The organism is Streptomyces sp. NPDC002513 (assembly GCF_053595355.1).
The window spans coordinates 1-16,899 of the sequence record NZ_JBSFXK010000067.1; the positions used below are offsets into that span (position 1 = coordinate 1).

General features: G+C 70.7%; 15 protein-coding genes. 4 read left to right on the forward strand and 11 right to left on the reverse strand.

Annotated elements, in window-relative coordinates; genetic code table 11:
- The first annotated feature begins 388 nt into the window (after window positions 1-388).
- Window positions 389-1,234: an SAM-dependent methyltransferase gene (locus ACWD5Q_RS30155; protein ID WP_451430234.1), complete on the forward strand. Its 846-nt coding sequence runs from the start codon at window positions 389-391 to the stop codon at window positions 1,232-1,234.
- Between the two features lie 34 nt (window positions 1,235-1,268).
- On the opposite strand, the gene ACWD5Q_RS30160 is transcribed toward ACWD5Q_RS30155, so the two are convergent.
- The 8 genes from ACWD5Q_RS30160 to ACWD5Q_RS30195 form a co-directional block, all read right to left on the reverse strand.
- Window positions 1,269-1,574 (reverse strand): YciI family protein, encoded by a 306-nt coding sequence (locus tag ACWD5Q_RS30160; protein WP_451430235.1) that lies wholly within the window; start codon window positions 1,572-1,574, stop codon window positions 1,269-1,271.
- Between the two features lie 88 nt (window positions 1,575-1,662).
- Entirely contained in the window at window positions 1,663-2,427 is a 765-nt protein-coding gene (locus tag ACWD5Q_RS30165; RefSeq protein ID WP_451430236.1) for a pentapeptide repeat-containing protein, read from the reverse strand.
- Complete coding sequence (locus tag ACWD5Q_RS30170; protein WP_451430237.1) at window positions 2,427-6,119, reverse strand: nSTAND1 domain-containing NTPase; 3,693 nt, start codon at window positions 6,117-6,119, stop codon at window positions 2,427-2,429. The genes ACWD5Q_RS30165 and ACWD5Q_RS30170 overlap by 1 nt, the downstream gene beginning before the upstream one ends.
- The gene (locus ACWD5Q_RS30175) at window positions 6,116-6,916 is read right to left on the reverse strand and encodes a hypothetical protein (protein WP_451430238.1); all 801 of its coding nucleotides are present in this window, start codon (window positions 6,914-6,916) and stop codon (window positions 6,116-6,118) included. Before ACWD5Q_RS30175 ends, ACWD5Q_RS30170 begins: the two co-directional genes overlap by 4 nt.
- Entirely contained in the window at window positions 6,913-8,517 is a 1,605-nt protein-coding gene (locus tag ACWD5Q_RS30180) for a carbamoyltransferase C-terminal domain-containing protein (RefSeq protein ID WP_451430239.1), read from the reverse strand. Before ACWD5Q_RS30180 ends, ACWD5Q_RS30175 begins: the two co-directional genes overlap by 4 nt.
- 254 nt (window positions 8,518-8,771) lie before the next feature.
- Window positions 8,772-9,308, reverse strand: a complete 537-nt coding sequence (locus ACWD5Q_RS30185; protein WP_451430240.1) for an NUDIX hydrolase family protein — start codon at window positions 9,306-9,308, stop codon at window positions 8,772-8,774.
- Between the two features lie 101 nt (window positions 9,309-9,409).
- Window positions 9,410-10,282, reverse strand: a complete 873-nt coding sequence (locus ACWD5Q_RS30190; protein WP_451430241.1) for a LysR family transcriptional regulator — start codon at window positions 10,280-10,282, stop codon at window positions 9,410-9,412.
- A 118-nt stretch (window positions 10,283-10,400) separates the two neighbouring features.
- On the reverse strand, window positions 10,401-10,976 hold the full coding sequence (locus ACWD5Q_RS30195; protein WP_451430242.1) for a Dps family protein: 576 nt from the start codon (window positions 10,974-10,976) through the stop codon (window positions 10,401-10,403).
- Between the two features lie 264 nt (window positions 10,977-11,240).
- On the opposite strand from ACWD5Q_RS30195, the gene ACWD5Q_RS30200 reads away from it, so the two are divergent.
- Entirely contained in the window at window positions 11,241-12,602 is a 1,362-nt protein-coding gene (locus tag ACWD5Q_RS30200) for a dihydrolipoyl dehydrogenase family protein (protein ID WP_451430243.1), read from the forward strand.
- Window positions 12,603-12,615: 13 nt separating this feature from the next.
- Here ACWD5Q_RS30200 and ACWD5Q_RS30205 read toward each other — a convergent pair whose 3' ends face one another.
- The 3 genes from ACWD5Q_RS30205 to ACWD5Q_RS30215 form a co-directional block, all read right to left on the reverse strand.
- Window positions 12,616-13,059 carry an SsgA family sporulation/cell division regulator gene (locus tag ACWD5Q_RS30205; RefSeq protein WP_451430244.1) on the reverse strand — a complete coding sequence of 148 codons (444 nt, stop codon included), beginning with the start codon at window positions 13,057-13,059 and terminating at the stop codon, window positions 12,616-12,618.
- Between the two features lie 150 nt (window positions 13,060-13,209).
- Window positions 13,210-14,346 (reverse strand): MFS transporter, encoded by a 1,137-nt coding sequence (locus ACWD5Q_RS30210; RefSeq protein ID WP_451430262.1) that lies wholly within the window; start codon window positions 14,344-14,346, stop codon window positions 13,210-13,212.
- Between the two features lie 261 nt (window positions 14,347-14,607).
- Entirely contained in the window at window positions 14,608-15,117 is a 510-nt protein-coding gene (locus ACWD5Q_RS30215) for a carboxymuconolactone decarboxylase family protein (RefSeq protein WP_451430245.1), read from the reverse strand.
- A gap of 130 nt (window positions 15,118-15,247) precedes the next feature.
- On the opposite strand from ACWD5Q_RS30215, the gene ACWD5Q_RS30220 reads away from it, so the two are divergent.
- A complete protein-coding gene (locus ACWD5Q_RS30220) occupies window positions 15,248-16,237 on the forward strand; it encodes a pirin family protein (RefSeq protein WP_451430246.1) in 990 nt (329 codons plus the stop codon).
- 120 nt (window positions 16,238-16,357) lie between these two features.
- Entirely contained in the window at window positions 16,358-16,696 is a 339-nt protein-coding gene (locus ACWD5Q_RS30225) for a GNAT family N-acetyltransferase (protein WP_451430247.1), read from the forward strand.
- Window positions 16,697-16,899 lie beyond the last annotated feature (203 nt).

Consider the following 16,899-nt stretch of genomic DNA (forward strand, 5'->3'; position numbering starts at 1 on the left):
ATGGAACCACCGCCGCGCCGTCTGCGGGTGCACACCCTGAGCCCTCGCCCACTCAGTCAGATTCACAACCACGACGGTACGAGGCACTCACTCATAAATGCTAACGATCGCTCATATGTCACTAGAAAGAGTGCAGTCCTCACCCCCGCCCAGGGCGCGGAGACCGCGCCCTGGATCGGGCGGGCGCCTCCGGCGGCGGGCGGCGCGCGGGGCGGGGAGTCGCCTGCGCCGCTCGCCCCGGCGCCCCGCTCGCGTGACGCTGTGGAATTGCGTCCGGTTATGGCGTGTCGCGACACGCTGGATGCATCTCGCCCGCGCCCCCAGGGTATGGGCAATTCGGTGTGAATCGTGCAACGGGGGATCGGAGCGCTGAGGGGAAGGGCAAGCCATGACGGATGTGTCCCAGTCACTGGACCCACTGGCCAAGACGGCCTTGTGGACGGCGTCGATGAGGGCGCGTGAGCACCGGCGTGCGGATCGGTTGTTCGCGGACCCGCTGGCGGAGACGTTCGCCGGTGACGAAGGTCCGAGGATCATGTCGCAGTTCGAGGGTCATGTGCAGCAGGGAGTGGAGGACCCGGCGCTCGCGGTGCGCACCCGGTTCCTGGACGACCAGTTACTGCGGCTGGACGGCAGTGGCGTCCGGCAGTTCGTCTTCGTCGCCGTCGGGATGGACTCCCGTGCCTTCCGCCTCAAGTGGTCCCCCGGCGCGCGGATCTACGAACTCGACCGCCCCGCACTGCTCAGCCTCAAGGAAGATCTCGTCTACGGCCTGCGCGCGCCGGCCACGGCAACCCGGGTGTCTCTCGGAGTGGACCTGCTGGCCGACTGGACGGGGCCGCTGCTCGAGTCCGGGTTCGACCCCCGGCAAAGGACGGGCTGGCTGGTGGAAGGGTTGCTGTATTTCCTCGAACCTCGCGAGCGGGACCTGCTGCTGCACCAGATCACCGGCTTGTCGGCCGCCGGCAGCCGGCTCCTCGCGGACTATGTGGGCCAGAGCACCCTGGAGAGCCCGGGCATGGCCGCCTGGCGTGAGCGCATGGCGAAGCAGGGGCATCCGTGGAAGTCGGGAAGCGACCGGCCCGAGGAGCTCTTCGCCCCGCTGGGCTGGGAGATCCAGGTGTCGGCGTACGGCGATCCGGACGCGGACTACGGGCGCTGGTCCGATGCCGCCGTAGCCCCTGGGATGCCCGGAACGCGGGGCCGGTATCTCGTCACCGCCGACAAGAACTGACGGCCCGGCACCCGCTGCTCGCCCAAGATCTGCGCTACTTGTGCAGTCCGACGAAGGAAGGGCCGACGCGCACCGGCTTCACCTCGATGGTCCGCCAGACGTCCCCTACGACATAGGGCTCGATCTCCAGCCAGGCGTCCAGCTCGGCCCTGGACGGGTATTCCAGGACGATCATGGACCCGATCATCCGGTCCTGGCCGTCCAGGATGGCGGTGCCGAAGAGCATGTGGCCTTCGGCGACCAGCTTGTCGCCCAGCGCGATGTGTGCTTCGCGTACGGCCATGCGGCGGTCCAGGGCGCCTTCGTCCGTGCCGTCGTAGGCGATGAGCATGAACTGCATGGGATTCCTCCTTGTTGTGTCGATCGGGGCTGCGTCGATCGGGGCTGTATTGATCGGGCACATCGTGGTGGACGGCGCCGGGACACGCTCAGGTCGGCGCGCCGACGACGGCCTGTGGTGAGAAGCCGGCGGGCCAGCGTGTCGTCTCGTCCCAGGTGGTGGTGGAGTCCATGCGGACGTTGTCCAGGAGGCAGCCGGTCAGGTCGGCGCCGCGCAGCGCCGTTCCCCGCAGATCTGCCTCGGTGAGGTCGGAGTGGGCGAGGTTGGCACCGGCCAGGTCGGCGGACCGCAGGATCGCCTGCGCCATGTCCGCGTGATGGAGCTGGGCGTCCTGGAGACGGGCCCCGGTGAGGTCCGTCATCTCGATCACGGCCTCGGACAGGTCGGCGTTGTTGCCGTTGCAGTCGGTCAGGTTGGCCCGTGAGAGGTTGGCCTTGCGGAGGTTCGCGCCGACCAGGTCGGCTCCGTGGAGGTCCTGGCCCTCCAGCACGATGTCCTGGAGGTTCGCGTCGCGCAGCCGGGCCTCGACGAGCGCCCCTTCGGCGAGCCAGCCGCGCACGTCCAGTTCGAGGACCGCGCGCAGCGCGAGGCCGTGGTCCGTACTGCTGGCCTCGCGTACGAGTTGCTGGCGCAGCCTGAGGGATTCGCGCCGTTCGGCCAGGCGGTCGATCATCAGGACGGTGACGGCCACGGCGACGAGTTCCGAGCCCACCGCGGTACCGACATCGCTGACCAGGCCCGCCCAGGTCCAGCCCGCGGCGGAGACGTGGCCGACGACGATGCCGACGAACCCGGCAGCCATGATCAGGGCGCCGATGGCGGTCGGGGAGAGCGGACTTCGATGACTGGCCATCAGCCGCTCCAGGGAAGGGTGGTGGTGGGGTCGCCCGCCCCCGCGGGGCCGGGCTCGGGGATGGTCAGGGCGAGCCGGAAGGTGATGTAGTAGTTGCGGTTCGAGGGGATGTGCGCGTTGCGGCACGCGGACCGGGCATAGCGCGCACCGAGGTTCCAGCAGCCTCCGCGCAGGACCCGCCGGTCGCCGCTGCGGGGTCCGGGGGGATTCGGCTCTGCTGCCGGGCCGTAGAGCGCGTACCAGTCGGAGCACCACTCCCAGCACTGGCCGTGGATGTCGAAGAGCCCGGCCGGATTGGGGCGCAGGATGCCCGCTTCGTGGGTTTTCAGGCCCGAGTTCGCGGCGGTCCACGCATAGGCGTCGATCAGCCGGCGATCGGTGCCGAAGCTGTACGCGGTGGTGGTGCCCGCACGGCAGGCATACTCCCACTCGGCTTCCGTCGGCAGCCGGAAGCCGGTCCAGTCGGGGTGGGTGACGGGATGGGCGTCGACGTCGGCGCCGAACGCGACCGGCGTGGAGCCCGGGATGACCTCGGTGGTGAGCCAGGCGCCGAAGTCCGCCGCCTCGTACCAGGTGGGTGCGACGACCGGCTCGGAGGGCTGCTCGCTCCACTCGCTGATGTCCGGCAGGCCCCGCCGTCCGGTCCGTGCCATGAACGCCTCGAACTCGCCGCGGGTCACCTGCGCCGTGCACAGGGCGAACGAGCGGGTGAGCGTGGTGGGACGCCGGGGACCCTCGTAGCTGCTGCGTTCCCGTTCGTCTTCGGGGGAGCCGATGAGCAGAGCTCCCGGGCGGAACACGCTGAAGGTGAGGTGGGGGCCGACGGGCGGGGTGCAGGTGAACCAGGTGCGTCGACCGGTGGGGTCGTACGGTGCCGTGTGCTCCGCGCTGTCGACGCGGTGGTTCCAGCGGCGGTCGAGCCAGCGGGCGGCGCTGTGCACGCCCGCGGACGGGTCGCCGTGATGGAGGTCCAGGACGAGACGCTCGGCCTTGTCGAACCGCGCCGTCGTGGAGAACTCCTCGGGCCGGTACTGGCCGAGCGCGAGCAGCAGGTGGTAGCGGGCCTCGGCGTTCGGCGCCTCGGCGAGCAGTCCTACGACGGTGTCGGCCGGAACCCCGCGCCGTGCCGCCTGGTGGGCGAACTGGGTGGCGAACTCCGGGTCGGGAGCCGTCACGAAATGCTCCAGGACGCCGTCCGTACCGGAGAAACGCAGCAGTGTGCACGCGGCGGCGGCCCGGCGGCGCCCGAGTTCGACGCGCTCCGTTTCGGTGAGGGCCGGCGGTGGCGCGAGCCGCAACGTCGACCGGAGACCGGCCTGGGCCGCCTCGTGGACCGCCGGACTGTGCGCCAGCCGCCGGACGACCTCCGCGTACGCGTGGTCGGGACCGCCGCTCGCCAGTCGCGCCAGGAGGTCGCCGCGCTCGGCCGCGACCTCCTGGAGGACCGACACGGCTGTCTCACGCACCGACTCCCTGACGGATGTGTCCTCCGCGGTCACCGTCAAGGGCTCCAGCAGGTGCGCGACGACCGGGCCCAGAGCGGTCAGCCACGCCGGCAGGTGGAGCTGGTCCTGTTCGAGGAGTTCGGCGGCGAGTTCGGGTGCCACGTCACTCCAGCGGCCGTCATCGGAGGCCGTCGCGGTGTCCGCGAGAAGCACCGCGGCATGCAGACGCGCGCCGGGCCCGGCGGCGTGGGCGCCGGCGAGGATGTCTCCGAGCTGTTCCCGTAGCGCCGCGCCGATCGGCGACAGAACCTGCCGGGCCACCGCGAGCTCACCGGCGGCGACACCCCGCAGATGGCTCCCGATCCACGCCGCCTCGGACGGATCCGTCCCGGCGAGGAAGAGCCGAAGCCGCCAGATGTCCTCATGGGCGAGGCTGCCCTCCGCGTCCGGCCGCAGCACCGCCTCACCGCGCAGGATCTGCCGAAGGCGCTCGTCGACGACCTCCCGATGAGCGGCCAGTCGGGCCATGACGGGAATGAGCTCGTCGGTCTTCACCGTGAGCAGTCGCTCGACCTCCGCCAGAGCCCGCTGGTGCTGCTCCGTCCGGTGGATGTCCGCACTGTGCCGGATGAACTCCTGGAGGTCGTCGGCCACGGCATCGCCGCCCTGTGACTGGATCCACCCTTGGGCCTCGGTGAGCAGCCGCCCGTGCAGGACCGTCGAGGTGTCGTCGGGGCCGGAGCACCAGTCCTCGTAGCGTCGGCGGGTGCGCTGCTGCCACAGCAGGAACTGCCGGTCACCGTCGAGCCAGCTACGCAGCCTGCCCCAGCTGCGGATGACCGCCTCGTGGGCGACCTCCACCGTCGGTCTTCCCCGCTCGTCGGAGTCGGTCACGAGGAGGCGAGCGTCCGTGAGGGCGGCGATGACCTCGTCGACGCGGGCGAGCCCCGCGAGTTCGGCAACCGGAGCGCGACGCCGTGCGTCCTCGCCCTCCTCCCCGATGGGGGCCACCTGGACGAGCCGGGTCAGCAACTGCCGTGCCGTGTCCTGCTGCTGGGGGGAGAGCGCCGAGTACACCTCCTCGGCGCGGGTCGCGACAGCGCCGACCACCTCGCCGATCGCCTCGTACGCGGTGTGCGTGAGCTTGCCCGAGGACTGCCGCTCCCACAGCAGGGTGAGGGCGAACTCCAGGAGGGGAAGGTTGCCGGGTTCGCTGCCCACGTCGTCGAGTATGCGGTCGACCAGGCCGTCCTCCAGGCCCAGTTGTCGCGCCCGCGCCGGCTCTACGATGGCGCTGCGCAGTTCGGGGCGGTTCATGGGAGGCAGATTGACCACGTGGTCCTGGAGCACGTCGGAGAACCGCCGGTGGGCGACGGCCCGGCCGTAGAAGTCACCGCGCAGGGTGAGAACGGCCTTCGCCCGGGACGTACCGCTGGGATGGTCCTGCGCGAAGTCCGCGAGATGGTCGAGGAACCGTTCGACGTCCTGCCGTTCGCGGCGGAGCGTGAACAACTCCTCGAACTGGTCGGCGAAGACGAGCAACGGCCGGTCCAGGCGGCGCACGATCTGCTCGACGGACGCACTGATGCCACCGGCACGCATGCGCTCGGCCATGCTGGCCGCGGCCGTGGCGTTCTGCTCCACGGTGGCGTCGGGATGCGCCAGCTCCACCAGGGCGCCGGCCAGTGCCCCGTACGGGTGGGAGCCGGGCCGGAAGACGGCGACCGCCCAGTGCTCCTGGCGTCGCAGCGCGGGAATCAGACCCGCGTGGACGAGGGAGGACTTGCCGCTGCCCGAGGCCCCGACCACACCGGCCAGTGAGGAGTGGTCGATCGCGCGCAGCAGGCGCAGGATCATGCCGGAACGGCCGTGATAAAGAGAGGCGTCCTGCTCCCGGAAGGCGTACAGACCGCGATAGGGGCAGTCGGCGCCATCCCGGCGGGTGCCCGGTCCGGCGGGGTCCGCCGGCGTCGACGGTGTGCGCCGGAACTCCTCCCAGAGGGCGACGATCTGCTGCGGCGGCAGATCGACGGCCGTGATGAACCTCTCCAGGTAGCGCTCTGTGGGCGCCTGTTCCCCCCGCTCGACCTCGGTGACGATCTGCCCGGGAAACCCCATCCGGCCGGCGAGCTCCAACTGGGAGAGGCCACTGGCCAGACGCAACCTCCGCAGACGCGCTCCGATGTGTCCGGGCGCGGGAGCCGAAGCCCGGTGCTGAGGGGCGGAACGGGAGGCCAGGGGGATCAACTCCAGCAGACAAGGGGGCGGCCATGACGGACGCCGAGGAAGCAGGACAGGCCGACGCGAACGCCGCGCTCCTGCCGGGACACGGCGTGCAGCTTCGTGGCGTCGATCAGCACCAGGTCACCGGCGGCGATGCTCAGGACCACGGCGGGCGGCGGCACGAGCGTCCGGTCGCTCCCGTACGCGCTGTCCGGCGCTCTCCACGCCGCCAGTTGCGCCTGGTCCGGCCGCAGGTCCCACAACACCAGCTCACCGCCCCGCTCCGGCACCCGCAGATAGACGTTGGCCGCGAGTTGGGCGTCCAGTTCACGACCGAGTGGCAGGCCCGGAGCGTCACGGCCGAGCCGGTCGTTGTGCGGAAGGAGTTCGCTGCCCTCGGGGAAGACGCGGCAGACACCGGCGAACATCGGCCGGTCGCCGATACGGGCGCGTTCGAGGCCGTAGCAGCCGTCGAGCTGCTCCCACAGCAGGTCCAACGGCGAGGAGGCCGGGGCACAGCAGGCCCGGATCTCCTCCATGAGCCGGTCGGCGTTCCTCAGGTACTCCGCGAGCGCCCGGCTGTTGGTGCTGCCGTCCGCGTCATGGGTTTCGTAGTGGCTTTCGCCGACCCGGACCAGTTCGGGGGTGTTGCGGTACTCGGACAGACTGGGGTGGGCCGCGAGGCGGGCGGCGATACCGTGAGCCTCCGACGGGTCCGTGAAGCGCGGTACGCGGACGGCCAGAACCGCTCCGTCCCACAGGGGCTCCAGGCAGCCCTTGGCCAACTCGGCGACCGTCAGCACGCGGTGCTCACCGGTCACGACCCTGCCTCCCGCGTCGCCGCGGCGGTCCGCTCGCGGACCAGGTGGAGCCGGTCCTCCAGCACGAAGCCGTCGATGCCGCGGTCGACGACATGCTCCATCAGATCACTGGTCCGGTTGATGAAGCCCCTGCCCGGCAGGTTGAGCGAGGTGTTGCAGAGCACGCCTGCCCCCGTCACTCCTTTGAAGGCCCGTAACAGACCGTGCAGAGGGGGATTCTGCGCCGAGGTGACCGTCTGGGCCCGGGCGGTGCCGTCGACGTGGGTGACCGCGCGCAGGGACGGGTTCCGGACCTTCTGGAAGTACAGCATGTGAGGGCTGGGTCCGGTCCAGTCGAAGTGCTCGCTCACGTCTTCTTCCAGACACACCGGGGCGATGGGCCGGTATGACTCCCGGAGCTTGATCCGATTGAGCCGGTCACGCATCCCCTCCTCGAACGGGGCGGCCAGGAGCGACCGGTTCCCCAGCGCCCGGGGCCCGATCTCACATCGCCCCTGAACCCAGGCGAGAACCAGTCCGCGAGCCAGTAGCGCGGCGACCCGGGACAGGTCCAGCGGTTCGTCCGTGAAGTCCTGGGCGATCTGTTCCGGGCCGCGGTCACGGGCGAAGTCCGGCCCGCTGTAGACATCCCAGGTGATCTTCGCCCGGCCGGTGAAGTGACGCTGTGCGTCGACGGCCGTGCCGAGGGCGGAGCCGGAGTCGTTCGGGCACGGCGGCACGAACACCTCGGGGAACAGACCGCACTCGCGCCACTGCTGGTTCCAGTCACAGTTCAGACCGCAACCACCGGCGATGAGCAGGGGCAGCCCCTCGGTGAGCTCCCGCTCGGCCACGGCGAGGAAACGGTCGAAAATGGCCTGGGAGTGCTTCGCCGCGAGATCCTTGAACTCCTGGCTCTCCACGCCGATGTCGTGGAAGGGCGACCACGCCAGCTTCTCCTTCGGGGCGGTGAGCAGGACGGCGGGCTGGTCGAGGATGTACTCGATCAGCTCCCGTTCGGCCTGCGTGACCGCCGAGTCGCGGGCGAAGCCGGTGAGCGCCATGAGCTTGCCGGCATTGGAGAAGCGAAATCCTCCGTGCTCGCGGGAGGTGGCGGGATCCGCGAGGGCGAAGATGTGCTGGTACTTGTTGCCCGGGTCCTCGAGGACGGTCGACAGGCGCTGGACCCGCAGGTCGGAGGCGAAGGAGTAGAACGAGCCGATGTTGCCTTCCCAGACCAGCGCGTAGCAGGGCCGGCCAGGCTCCAGCTCGGACATCCCGTACGCGCTCAGCAGGTGAGACCGCTCATGGCTGGAACTGAACGTGCGGACCGGGCTGCCGAAGAAGCGGCTCTCGCCGGTGAGGATGCCCGCCTCGTCGTACCCGAAGTACCCGGCGCCCAGCGGAGGCTCCGTGGAGTGGAACCCCTTGACCCACCCGCTGAGGCATACCACGTCCGGGGGCCCGTCCATCTGCTCGGCGGCGTGCAGCACGGCGGAAGGGGTCAGGTCGGTGTACCGGGGGAAGGAGTCCTTCTCGCTCTCGTACGAGAAGACGAGGTGCCCGTCCTCGATGAGGGCGACGGTCCCGTCATGTCCAGGCTTGAACGACAGGATACGCACCAGGCCCCCCGCAACCGTGTTCTCCGGCAGATAAAGTTAGCCATGCACCGAGGCTGCTGGTCAACATCAAAGCCCTTGGTAATAAGGGAAGTTGGGCCTGGTTCGGCGCTCGTCACCAGCCCCCGCTGTGCCACGCGAATCCGGACCGCCGCCGCTGGTCCGGTGCGCGCTTCCACGCCCGTTCCTCCCGTCCGGGCCCGTACCCCGGGTCCGGACGGGAGACAGCCGTCGTGAAGTACCGCCGGGCGTGCCGGTCAGGACAGGCAGCCGACATGGGCCAGGGCCTGCTTGAGGAGGACGCCCTGGCCGCCCGGCATCTCGTCCTGCACCACGGCGGAGGACGCCTCCTGCGGGCTGAACCACTCCAGGTCGAGTGCGTCCTGGCGGGGACGGCAGTCGCCGGCCACCGGGACGATGTAGGCGAGGGCCACCGCATGCTGGCGGGGATCGTGGAACGGCGTGATCCCCTGGGTCGGGAAGTACTCGGCGACGGTGAAGGGCTGCAGGGAGGACGGGACACGGGGGAGCGCCACCGGTCCGAGATCCTTCTCCAGATGGCGCAGGAGCGCGTCCCTCACCCGTTCGTGATGCAGTACCCGCCCGGAGACGAGCGTGCGGCTGACGGTCCCGTCGGGCCCGATCCGCAACAGCAGTCCGACGCTGGTGACTTCACCGCTGTCGTCGACGCGCACGGGCACGGCTTCCACGTAGAGGATCGGCATGCGGGCACGTGCCAGCTCGAGGTCGTCGGGAGTCAGCCAGCCGGGCGTGGTTTCGGTCGTGTCAGGCATTGGCTGATCGTACGGTCAACAGCTCGCGTCGCGCGCCTGTCGCTCCAGGTCAGGCGCAAGTCACACGGACGGGTAACGCGCGCCGCACGGCTTCGGCGGCATCAGGTGAGGTGCCGCAGCAGGGCCGCGACCGCCGCGGGCGGTTCACCGGGGGGACGCACCACCAGCACCTGCCAGGCCGGCGCGTGCCGGTCGAACCGGTAACGCTCCAGGTCCGGGAAGCGCTCGGCGATGGACGCGGGCATGATGCACACGCCCAGGTCGTGGCGGACCAGCTCGGCCGCCGCGACGATGTCGTTGACCTCGAAGGTCGTACCGCGGTCCACGCCGGCGGCGCGTGCGGCCCGGTCGACCGCGTAGCGGATGGCCCAGCCGGGGGTGAAGTCCACCAGCGGCAGCCGGGCGACGTCCGACCAGGTGACCGTGGCCTCCCCGGCCCCCGTGTCCAGCCGCCGCCGGGGCGAGGCCACCAGGACCATCGCCTCGCGGGACAGCAGCCGGGTCACCAGTCCCCGCTGCTGCTGGCGGTCGAGCGCCACCACGGCCAGGTCCACGGTGCCCTCGCGCAGGGCCTGCCGGATGTCGGCCACCGGCGCCTGCCGCAGCCGGAGCACGACTCCCGGGTGCTCCGCGCGCAGCGCGGCCAGCGCCTGGTGCAGTCCCGCCCAGACTCCCTGCATGATGCCCACCGTGACGTGGCCGCGCAGCTCCCCCTTGGCCGCGTCGACCGCCTCCCGGGCCAGTTCGGCGGCGCGGAGCGTCGCCCGGGCGGCGGGCAGGAAGGCCTCCCCGGCGGGGGTGAGGGCCACCCGGTGCGTGGTGCGGGTGAACAGCGCGGCGCCCAGCTCGCGTTCGAGTGCCCGCACCGTCCCGGAGACGGCGGACTGGACCACATGCAGATGTCTCGCCGCCGCCGTGAACCCGCCCGTGTCCGCCACCGCGACGACGACTTCCATCTGCCGCAGGTCCATCATTCGCTCCCGGTGACGCAGCGCCCGTCCGACCCAGCGACGGTCCTCGCCGCATGGTACGCGGACGGGCGGTGGCCGTATCTCCCCGACGGGCGGGGACACACGGCGGTCACCGGTCCGCTCAGGCGCGGACCAGGGGGGTGTCGACCAGGTGCTCGGCCAGGAACCAGGCCTGCAGCTCGCCGGTGCGGATCACCTGGGAGACGAGCAGGTCGTTGGTGCCGTCGTCGCCGAGCTCGACGGTCCGGGCAGCGGCGTCATGGCTCTCCACCAGGATCGTCTCGTGGGCCTCGAGCAGCCGCGAGAGCATCGCCGGGACCTCCTCCACGCCGTCCGGCGGACGCGGTATCGACGTGATCTCGGCGACGTGCCGCGGGTCGCCGACCGCGACGCCGCCCATGGTCTGCACGCGTTCGGCGAGCGTGTCGACGAGCTCCAGCTGTTCCCCGGCGTGCTTGTCCAGAAGCAGGTGCAGCTGGTAGAACGTCGCACCGCGCAGCAGCCAGTGGTACTTCTTGTAGAGGCTGTAGAGGATCTGGGTGTCCGCCAGGACCCTGTTCAGGCGCTGGCAGGAGTACATACGGGCGTCGTAGGAGAGCCCGATGGGGAACTGCTTGACGGTCCCGAACTCCTGGATGATCTCGCCCTTCTGGTGCAGCCACGGCTGGCTGCTCAAGGGCTGGGAGCTGGTGGTCATTAAAGCGCCTCCTGCGGTGCCGTGCGGTGGGTACGCAGGCGACGTTAATGCCGAAGCGGGCCGCGCCTTGTCTGCCAGCGCATGTGGTGCTGCCCGTGAGCGCACCGAACCCACCGCCCCCACTGGGGCGTTCGCTCTCGGGCCGGTACTCGTGCGCTCACGGACTCGGGGCCCGTCTCCGCCACCCTAGCCTCGATGCCCGCCGGATCGTACTGACAACCGTCCGGATCGCGAAGACAACTCTACGGACAGGGAGGCATCTGCATGAACGAGCAGGCGGATGTGGTCGTTGTCGGGCTGGGGCCGGGCGGCGAGTACCTCGCGGGCACGCTCGCCGAGGCGGGGCTCGACGTGGTGGGGATCGAGGCCGAACTCGTCGGCGGGGAGTGCCCCTACTGGGGATGTGTCCCCAGCAAGATGATGATCCGGGCCGGGAACACGCTCGCCGAGGCGCGGCGGGTCGCCGCTCTCGCCGGGGACGCGAAGGTGGTCCCGGACTTCACCCGGGTCGCCGGACGCATCCGGGACGAGGCCACCGACGACTGGAACGACCAGGTCGCGGCCGACCGTCTGACGGCCAAGGGCGGACGGCTGGTCCGCGGGAGGGGACGCCTCACGGGCCCGCGGCAGGTGACGGTCGGCGACCGTACGTTCGACGCCCGGCGTGGTGTGGTCCTGGCCACGGGCAGCCGGCCCCGGATCCCACCGGTGCCCGGCCTCGCCGCCACGCCGTACTGGACCAACCGGGACGCCATGTCCGCGCCGGAGCTGCCGACGTCGATGATCGTCCTCGGCGGGGGCGCCATCGGGGTCGAGGTGGCCCAGGTCTTCGCCCGCTTCACCTGCCGGGTCACGATCGTCGAGGGCCAGGACCGGCTGCTGTCCCAGGAGGAGCCGGAGGCCGGGGAACTGGCCGCGCAGGCCCTGCGGGCCGACGGTGTGACCGTGCTGACCGGGGCGCGGGCGCGTCAGGTGGGCCATGACGGCACCGGGTTCACGGTCCTGCTCGACGACGCGCGGGAGCCTCTGCGGGCCGAGCGGCTCCTCGTCGCCACCGGGCGTCATGCCGACCTCGCCGCGCTGGGGGTCGAGGCGGCGGGACTGGACCCGGCCGCGAGCGCCGTGCCGACCGACGGGCAGATGCGGGTGGCCGAGGGGCTCTGGGCACTCGGCGACATCACCGGCCACGGCGCCTTCACCCATGTGTCGATGTACGAGGCCCAGATCGCGGTGCAGGACATCCTCGGCACGCCGGGTCCCGACGCGGACTACCGGGCGCTGCCCCGTGTGACCTTCACCGATCCCGAGATCGCCGCCGTGGGACTCACCGAGCGCCAGGCCCGCGAGCGGGGGCTGAACGTACGGACCGCGGTCGTGCCGAACGCCGCCTCGACCCGTGGCTGGATCCACGGGGCGGGCGGCGAGGGATTCATCAAGCTGGTCGAGGACGCCGACCGGAGTGTCCTGGTCGGCGCGACCTCGGCGGGGCCCGCCGGGGGCGAGCTGCTGTACGGGCTGAACGTCGCCGTCCACGCGGAAGTGCCGGTCGAGCGGCTGCGGCACATGATCTACACCTATCCGACGTTCCACCGGGCCATGGAGCCGGCCCTCGCGGCGCTCCGCTGACCCCGCGGGCGGCTCAGTCGCCGCCTGCCGTCAGCCGTTCGACGACGTCGTCCAGGTCGATGTGGTGGTGTTCGCAGCCCTGCGGCACCACCGCCTCGGTCTGCTGCAGAAAGGCGGCCACCGCGGACTCCGCGATCTCCAGGACCGCCGACCCGGTCCGCGACCTGAGGACGACACGGATCGCGCCCGGGTGGCAGCGGTGCCGTGGAATCACCAGAACGTCCCCGATCCCCGCGGGCCGGCGAAGGCCTTCCGCGAGGAGTGACCGGGCGAACACCCAGTCGACCGTGGGGGTCGAGTGGGTGCCCAGTGACAGGTGCACGGCATACGGGTCGGTCCGGTCGTACCGCAGTTCGGCCGGCAGTGGTACCGGCGGTTCCGCGGCTACGGTGACGCGGACCTCTAGTGCGAAGGTGATCGAGCGCTCGTGCGCGGCACCGGAAGGAATGTGTCTCATGTCGCCCCCCTGTCAGCGACCGTCCTGCTTGTCCAGCACGACACTAGGCGGACGGGTGCGGGCGGATTGTCGACGGGCGCACGACATGTTGTCCCCCGATGCACCAGTACGTCGCGCTGCGTTGCGCGACGTACCGGGCCGGAGGGTGTTTTACGCCGCGTTCCGGGCCTGCCGCCGGCCGGCGGCGCGGTGCTCGGTGAGCCAGTAGAGCAGTGCGAGGACCGGCAGAGCCGCGCCGACGAGGCTGACCGAGCCCCAGCCACCGGAGCGGAAGGCGAACGAGCCGAGCTGCGAACCGAGGGCGCCGCCGAGGAAGAACATGGCGATGAAGGCGCTGTTGAGCCGGGCGCGGGCGGCGGGGTCGAGCTGGTAGATGGTGTGCTGGCCGAGGATCAGCGTGGTCTGCACGGCCATGTCGATCAGGATGGCGGCAAGGGCGAGCAGGACGATGCTGTGTGATCCGAGGCCCGCGACGGCGAAGGACAGTGCGGCGACGGCGAACGCGGCGCCCGTCATGGGCCGGGTGAGCCCGTGGTCGGCCCAGTGACCGGCGATCGGGGCCACTGCGGCTCCGGCGGCTCCGACGAGGGCGAAGATGCCGACGCCGATGGGGGAGTAGTGGAAGTGGGGGCCGGTCAGGACGTAGGAGACGGTCGTCCAGAAGGCGCTGAAGGCACCGAACATGGCGGCCTGGTAGAGACCACGGCGCACCAGCACGGGGTGGGTGCGCACCAGTTGCAGGGTGGAGCGCAGCACGTGGTGGTAGGGCACGGTGGTGGTGGGCGCGTGCCGCGGCAGTGCCGCACGCAGGGCCACGGCCAGGAGGGCCATCAGCACGGCCGAGCCGAGGTAGACGACGCGCCAGCCGGCGATGTCGGAGACCAGGCTGCTCAGGGTCCGGGAGAGCAGGATGCCGGTGAGCAGTCCGCTCATCACCCGGCCGACGATCCGGCCGCGGGCGTGGTCAGGGGCGAGGCTCGCGGCGAACGGGACCAGGATCTGGGCGACGACCGAGGTGGCACCGCTGATCAGCGACGCGACCAGCAGCATGGGGAACCCGGTCGCGAGGCCGGCCGCCACCAGGGCCAGCGTGGTCACCGTCAGCAGCACGGTGATCAGGTTGCGCTTCTCCAGCCGGTCGCCGAGCGGGACCAGGAAGAGCATGCCGATCACATACCCGATCTGGGTGAGCGTGATCAGTCCGCCCGCGGTCGCCGTGCTGATGTGGAAGACGTCGCGCAGCGACGACAGCAGGGGCTGGGCGTAGTACAGGTTGGCGACCGTCATGCCGGAGGCGACGGCCAGCAGCGCGACCAGCCAGCCCGGGACGCCGGGGGCGGCCTGGGGGGCGGTCGCGGTGCGAGGGGACGTGCGCAGAGCGGACGACTGGGACACGGGACCTTCTTCGGGAGGGGAGCCGGCCGGGGCCGGCTCCGGGAGACGCCTTACGTGAGTGGAGCTGCTTCCTCGCTCCTCTCACCAGGACCAAGCGCTCGGCGGCTCCCGTTGCTTCCCCGTTCCCGGCGATGGATCCCGATGTCAGTCATCTCATTCGGAGATGGCGCCGCGGCTTTGGCCGTCGAGCTGCCGCACCGGGTGCTTGCTCATGATCGAGACCCGGTTGAACGCGTTCATGGTGATCGCCGCCCAGATCACCGCGGCTGTCTGGTCGTCCGTGAGCACCTGCCGGGCCTCCGCGTACGCGGCCTCCTGGGCGGCGGCGTCCCTCGGATCGGTGGTGACCTCCGCCAGGGCGAGTGCCGCGCGCTCCTCGGGCGTGAACAGCTCGGTGTCGCGCCAGGCCGTCAGCACCCCGAGCCGCTGCACGGTGTCGCCCGCGCGCAGGGCGGCCTTGGTGTGCAGATGGAGGCAGTAGGCGCACCCGTTGATCTGGGACACGCGGAGGTTGATCAGCTCGACGAGGGTACGCTCGAGTCCCGCGTCGGCGGCGACAGCGCGCACCGCCTCCGATGTCCCGATCAGCGCGCGGTAGGCCGCAGGGCTCTGCTTGTCGAGGTAGATCCGCTGCTGGGCGGGGTGCGTCGTGGGGCTGGTCAACTCGGGACTCCTTCGTGGCCGCTTCCGACCCGTCGTTTCGGCGTGCGTGTGGGGCACCACCATCGTCCTATGATCAGGGACGATAATTGTTTAATTTGAAACTATTATGGAAGGCCGGGAGGCGGTCACGATGAGCAACGTCGAATCTGAGCCGGTCGCGGTGCGCAGCCAGGCGGCGGCGGACGGCGGGCGGTCGACGCAGGGGCCGCGGGTCGATGTGCTCACCCCGCGAGATGTGCCGCTCGGCGGCCCGCGGGCGATGACCGTGCGGCGCACGCTGCCCCAGCGGGCCCGGACCCTGATCGGGGCCTGGTGCTTCGCCGATCACTACGGTCCCGACGATGTCGCCGCGACCGGCGGCATGGACGTCCCCCCGCATCCGCACACCGGACTGCAGACGGTGAGCTGGCTGTTCAGCGGGGAGATCGAGCACCGCGACAGCCTGGGCGTCCAGGCCTTCGTCAGGCCCGGCGAACTGAACCTCATGACGGGCGGGCACGGCATCTGCCACTCGGAGGTCTCCACCCCGCGGACCACGGTCCTGCACGGCGTCCAGCTGTGGGTGGCGCTGCCCGGGGAGCACCGGCACGCCGAGCGGGACTTCCAGCACTTCGTGCCCGAACCCCTGTGGATCGACGGCGCCGAGATCAGGGTCTTCCTCGGCAGCCTGGCCGGAGCGTCGTCCCCGGTGCGGACCTTCACACCGCTCCTCGGCGCCGAGATCGTCCTCCAGCCCCACACGATGGTCGCGCTCGCCGTCGACCCCGGCTTCGAGCACGGCCTCCTTGTCGACCAGGGGGAGGTCCGGGTGGCCGATGTGGGTCTGCGTCCCGCGGAGTTGGCCTACGTCCACCCGGGGACCGACGTCCTGACCGTGACGAACGAGTCGGCGGAGCCCGCCCGGACGGTGCTGCTCGGCGGAACTCCGTTCGATGAGGAGATCGTCATGTGGTGGAATTTCATCGGCCGCAGCCACGAGGACATCGTCGGGGCGCGCGCGGACTGGGAGAACCACTCCGACCGCTTCGGCGCCGTCGAGGGGTATCCGGGGAACCGGCTTCCCGCGCCTGCTCTGCCGAATGCCATCATTGCGCCGCGCAAGAATCCACCGCGTGATTGATGTGCGGCCGAAAGTCCTGAGGCACGGCCGAAAGTCCTGACGCGCAGTCGAAAGCGCCGACATCCAGTCGAAAAGCCGACACGCAGTCGAAAATACCGATACACAGTCGAAAGGCATCCCATGAGCCAGCCTTCCGCCGCTCCGGTCGTCGAGCGGGCAGACGCCAGGAACCGCTATGAAATCCTGGTCGACGGCAAGCGCGCCGGTCTGACCGCCTACCTCGACCGGGGCGCGCAGCGCGTCTTCTACCACACCGAGGTCGACGAGGCCTACGCCGGCCAGGGCTTCGCCTCCCAGCTCGTCCAGGAGGCCCTCACCGATGTGCGCGCCCAGGGCAAGCGCATCGTTCCGGTCTGCCGTTACGTGGCCAAGTTCCTGCAGCGGCACGACGAGTTCGCGGACATCACCGACCCGGTGACGCCCGACGTCCTCGCGTGGCTGAACGCGGAACTCGGCTGACCGCCCGCGCCGCCCGGCCGTCGGCCGGGCGGCATGTCGGTGCAGTGCACATCTTTGTGTCCCACAGCGCACAGACCCTCTCACGACTCGTACGCGCGCGTCGATCGTGACTACCGTGGGAGCAGCGAGTCACCTCAGACCGCCATTCCCGGGAACCGTCGCGGGCCGAAAGCGATGGCGATGAGCGAACACCCTGCACCCTG

Excerpts from the sequence above, each read along its gene's own strand:
- ACWD5Q_RS30155 (WP_451430234.1), top strand. The coding sequence starts at position 389 with ATGACGGATGTGTCCCAGTCACTGGACCCACTGGCCAAGACGGCCTTG.
- ACWD5Q_RS30160 (WP_451430235.1), bottom strand. The coding sequence starts at position 1,574 with ATGCAGTTCATGCTCATCGCCTACGACGGCACGGACGAAGGCGCCCTG.
- ACWD5Q_RS30165 (WP_451430236.1), bottom strand. The coding sequence starts at position 2,427 with ATGGCCAGTCATCGAAGTCCGCTCTCCCCGACCGCCATCGGCGCCCTG.
- ACWD5Q_RS30185 (WP_451430240.1), bottom strand. The coding sequence starts at position 9,308 with ATGCCTGACACGACCGAAACCACGCCCGGCTGGCTGACTCCCGACGAC.
- ACWD5Q_RS30190 (WP_451430241.1), bottom strand. The coding sequence starts at position 10,282 with ATGATGGACCTGCGGCAGATGGAAGTCGTCGTCGCGGTGGCGGACACG.
- ACWD5Q_RS30195 (WP_451430242.1), bottom strand. The coding sequence starts at position 10,976 with ATGACCACCAGCTCCCAGCCCTTGAGCAGCCAGCCGTGGCTGCACCAG.
- ACWD5Q_RS30200 (WP_451430243.1), top strand. The coding sequence starts at position 11,241 with ATGAACGAGCAGGCGGATGTGGTCGTTGTCGGGCTGGGGCCGGGCGGC.
- ACWD5Q_RS30205 (WP_451430244.1), bottom strand. The coding sequence starts at position 13,059 with ATGAGACACATTCCTTCCGGTGCCGCGCACGAGCGCTCGATCACCTTC.
- ACWD5Q_RS30210 (WP_451430262.1), bottom strand. The coding sequence starts at position 14,346 with ATGACGGTCGCCAACCTGTACTACGCCCAGCCCCTGCTGTCGTCGCTG.
- ACWD5Q_RS30220 (WP_451430246.1), top strand. The coding sequence starts at position 15,248 with ATGAGCAACGTCGAATCTGAGCCGGTCGCGGTGCGCAGCCAGGCGGCG.
- ACWD5Q_RS30225 (WP_451430247.1), top strand. The coding sequence starts at position 16,358 with ATGAGCCAGCCTTCCGCCGCTCCGGTCGTCGAGCGGGCAGACGCCAGG.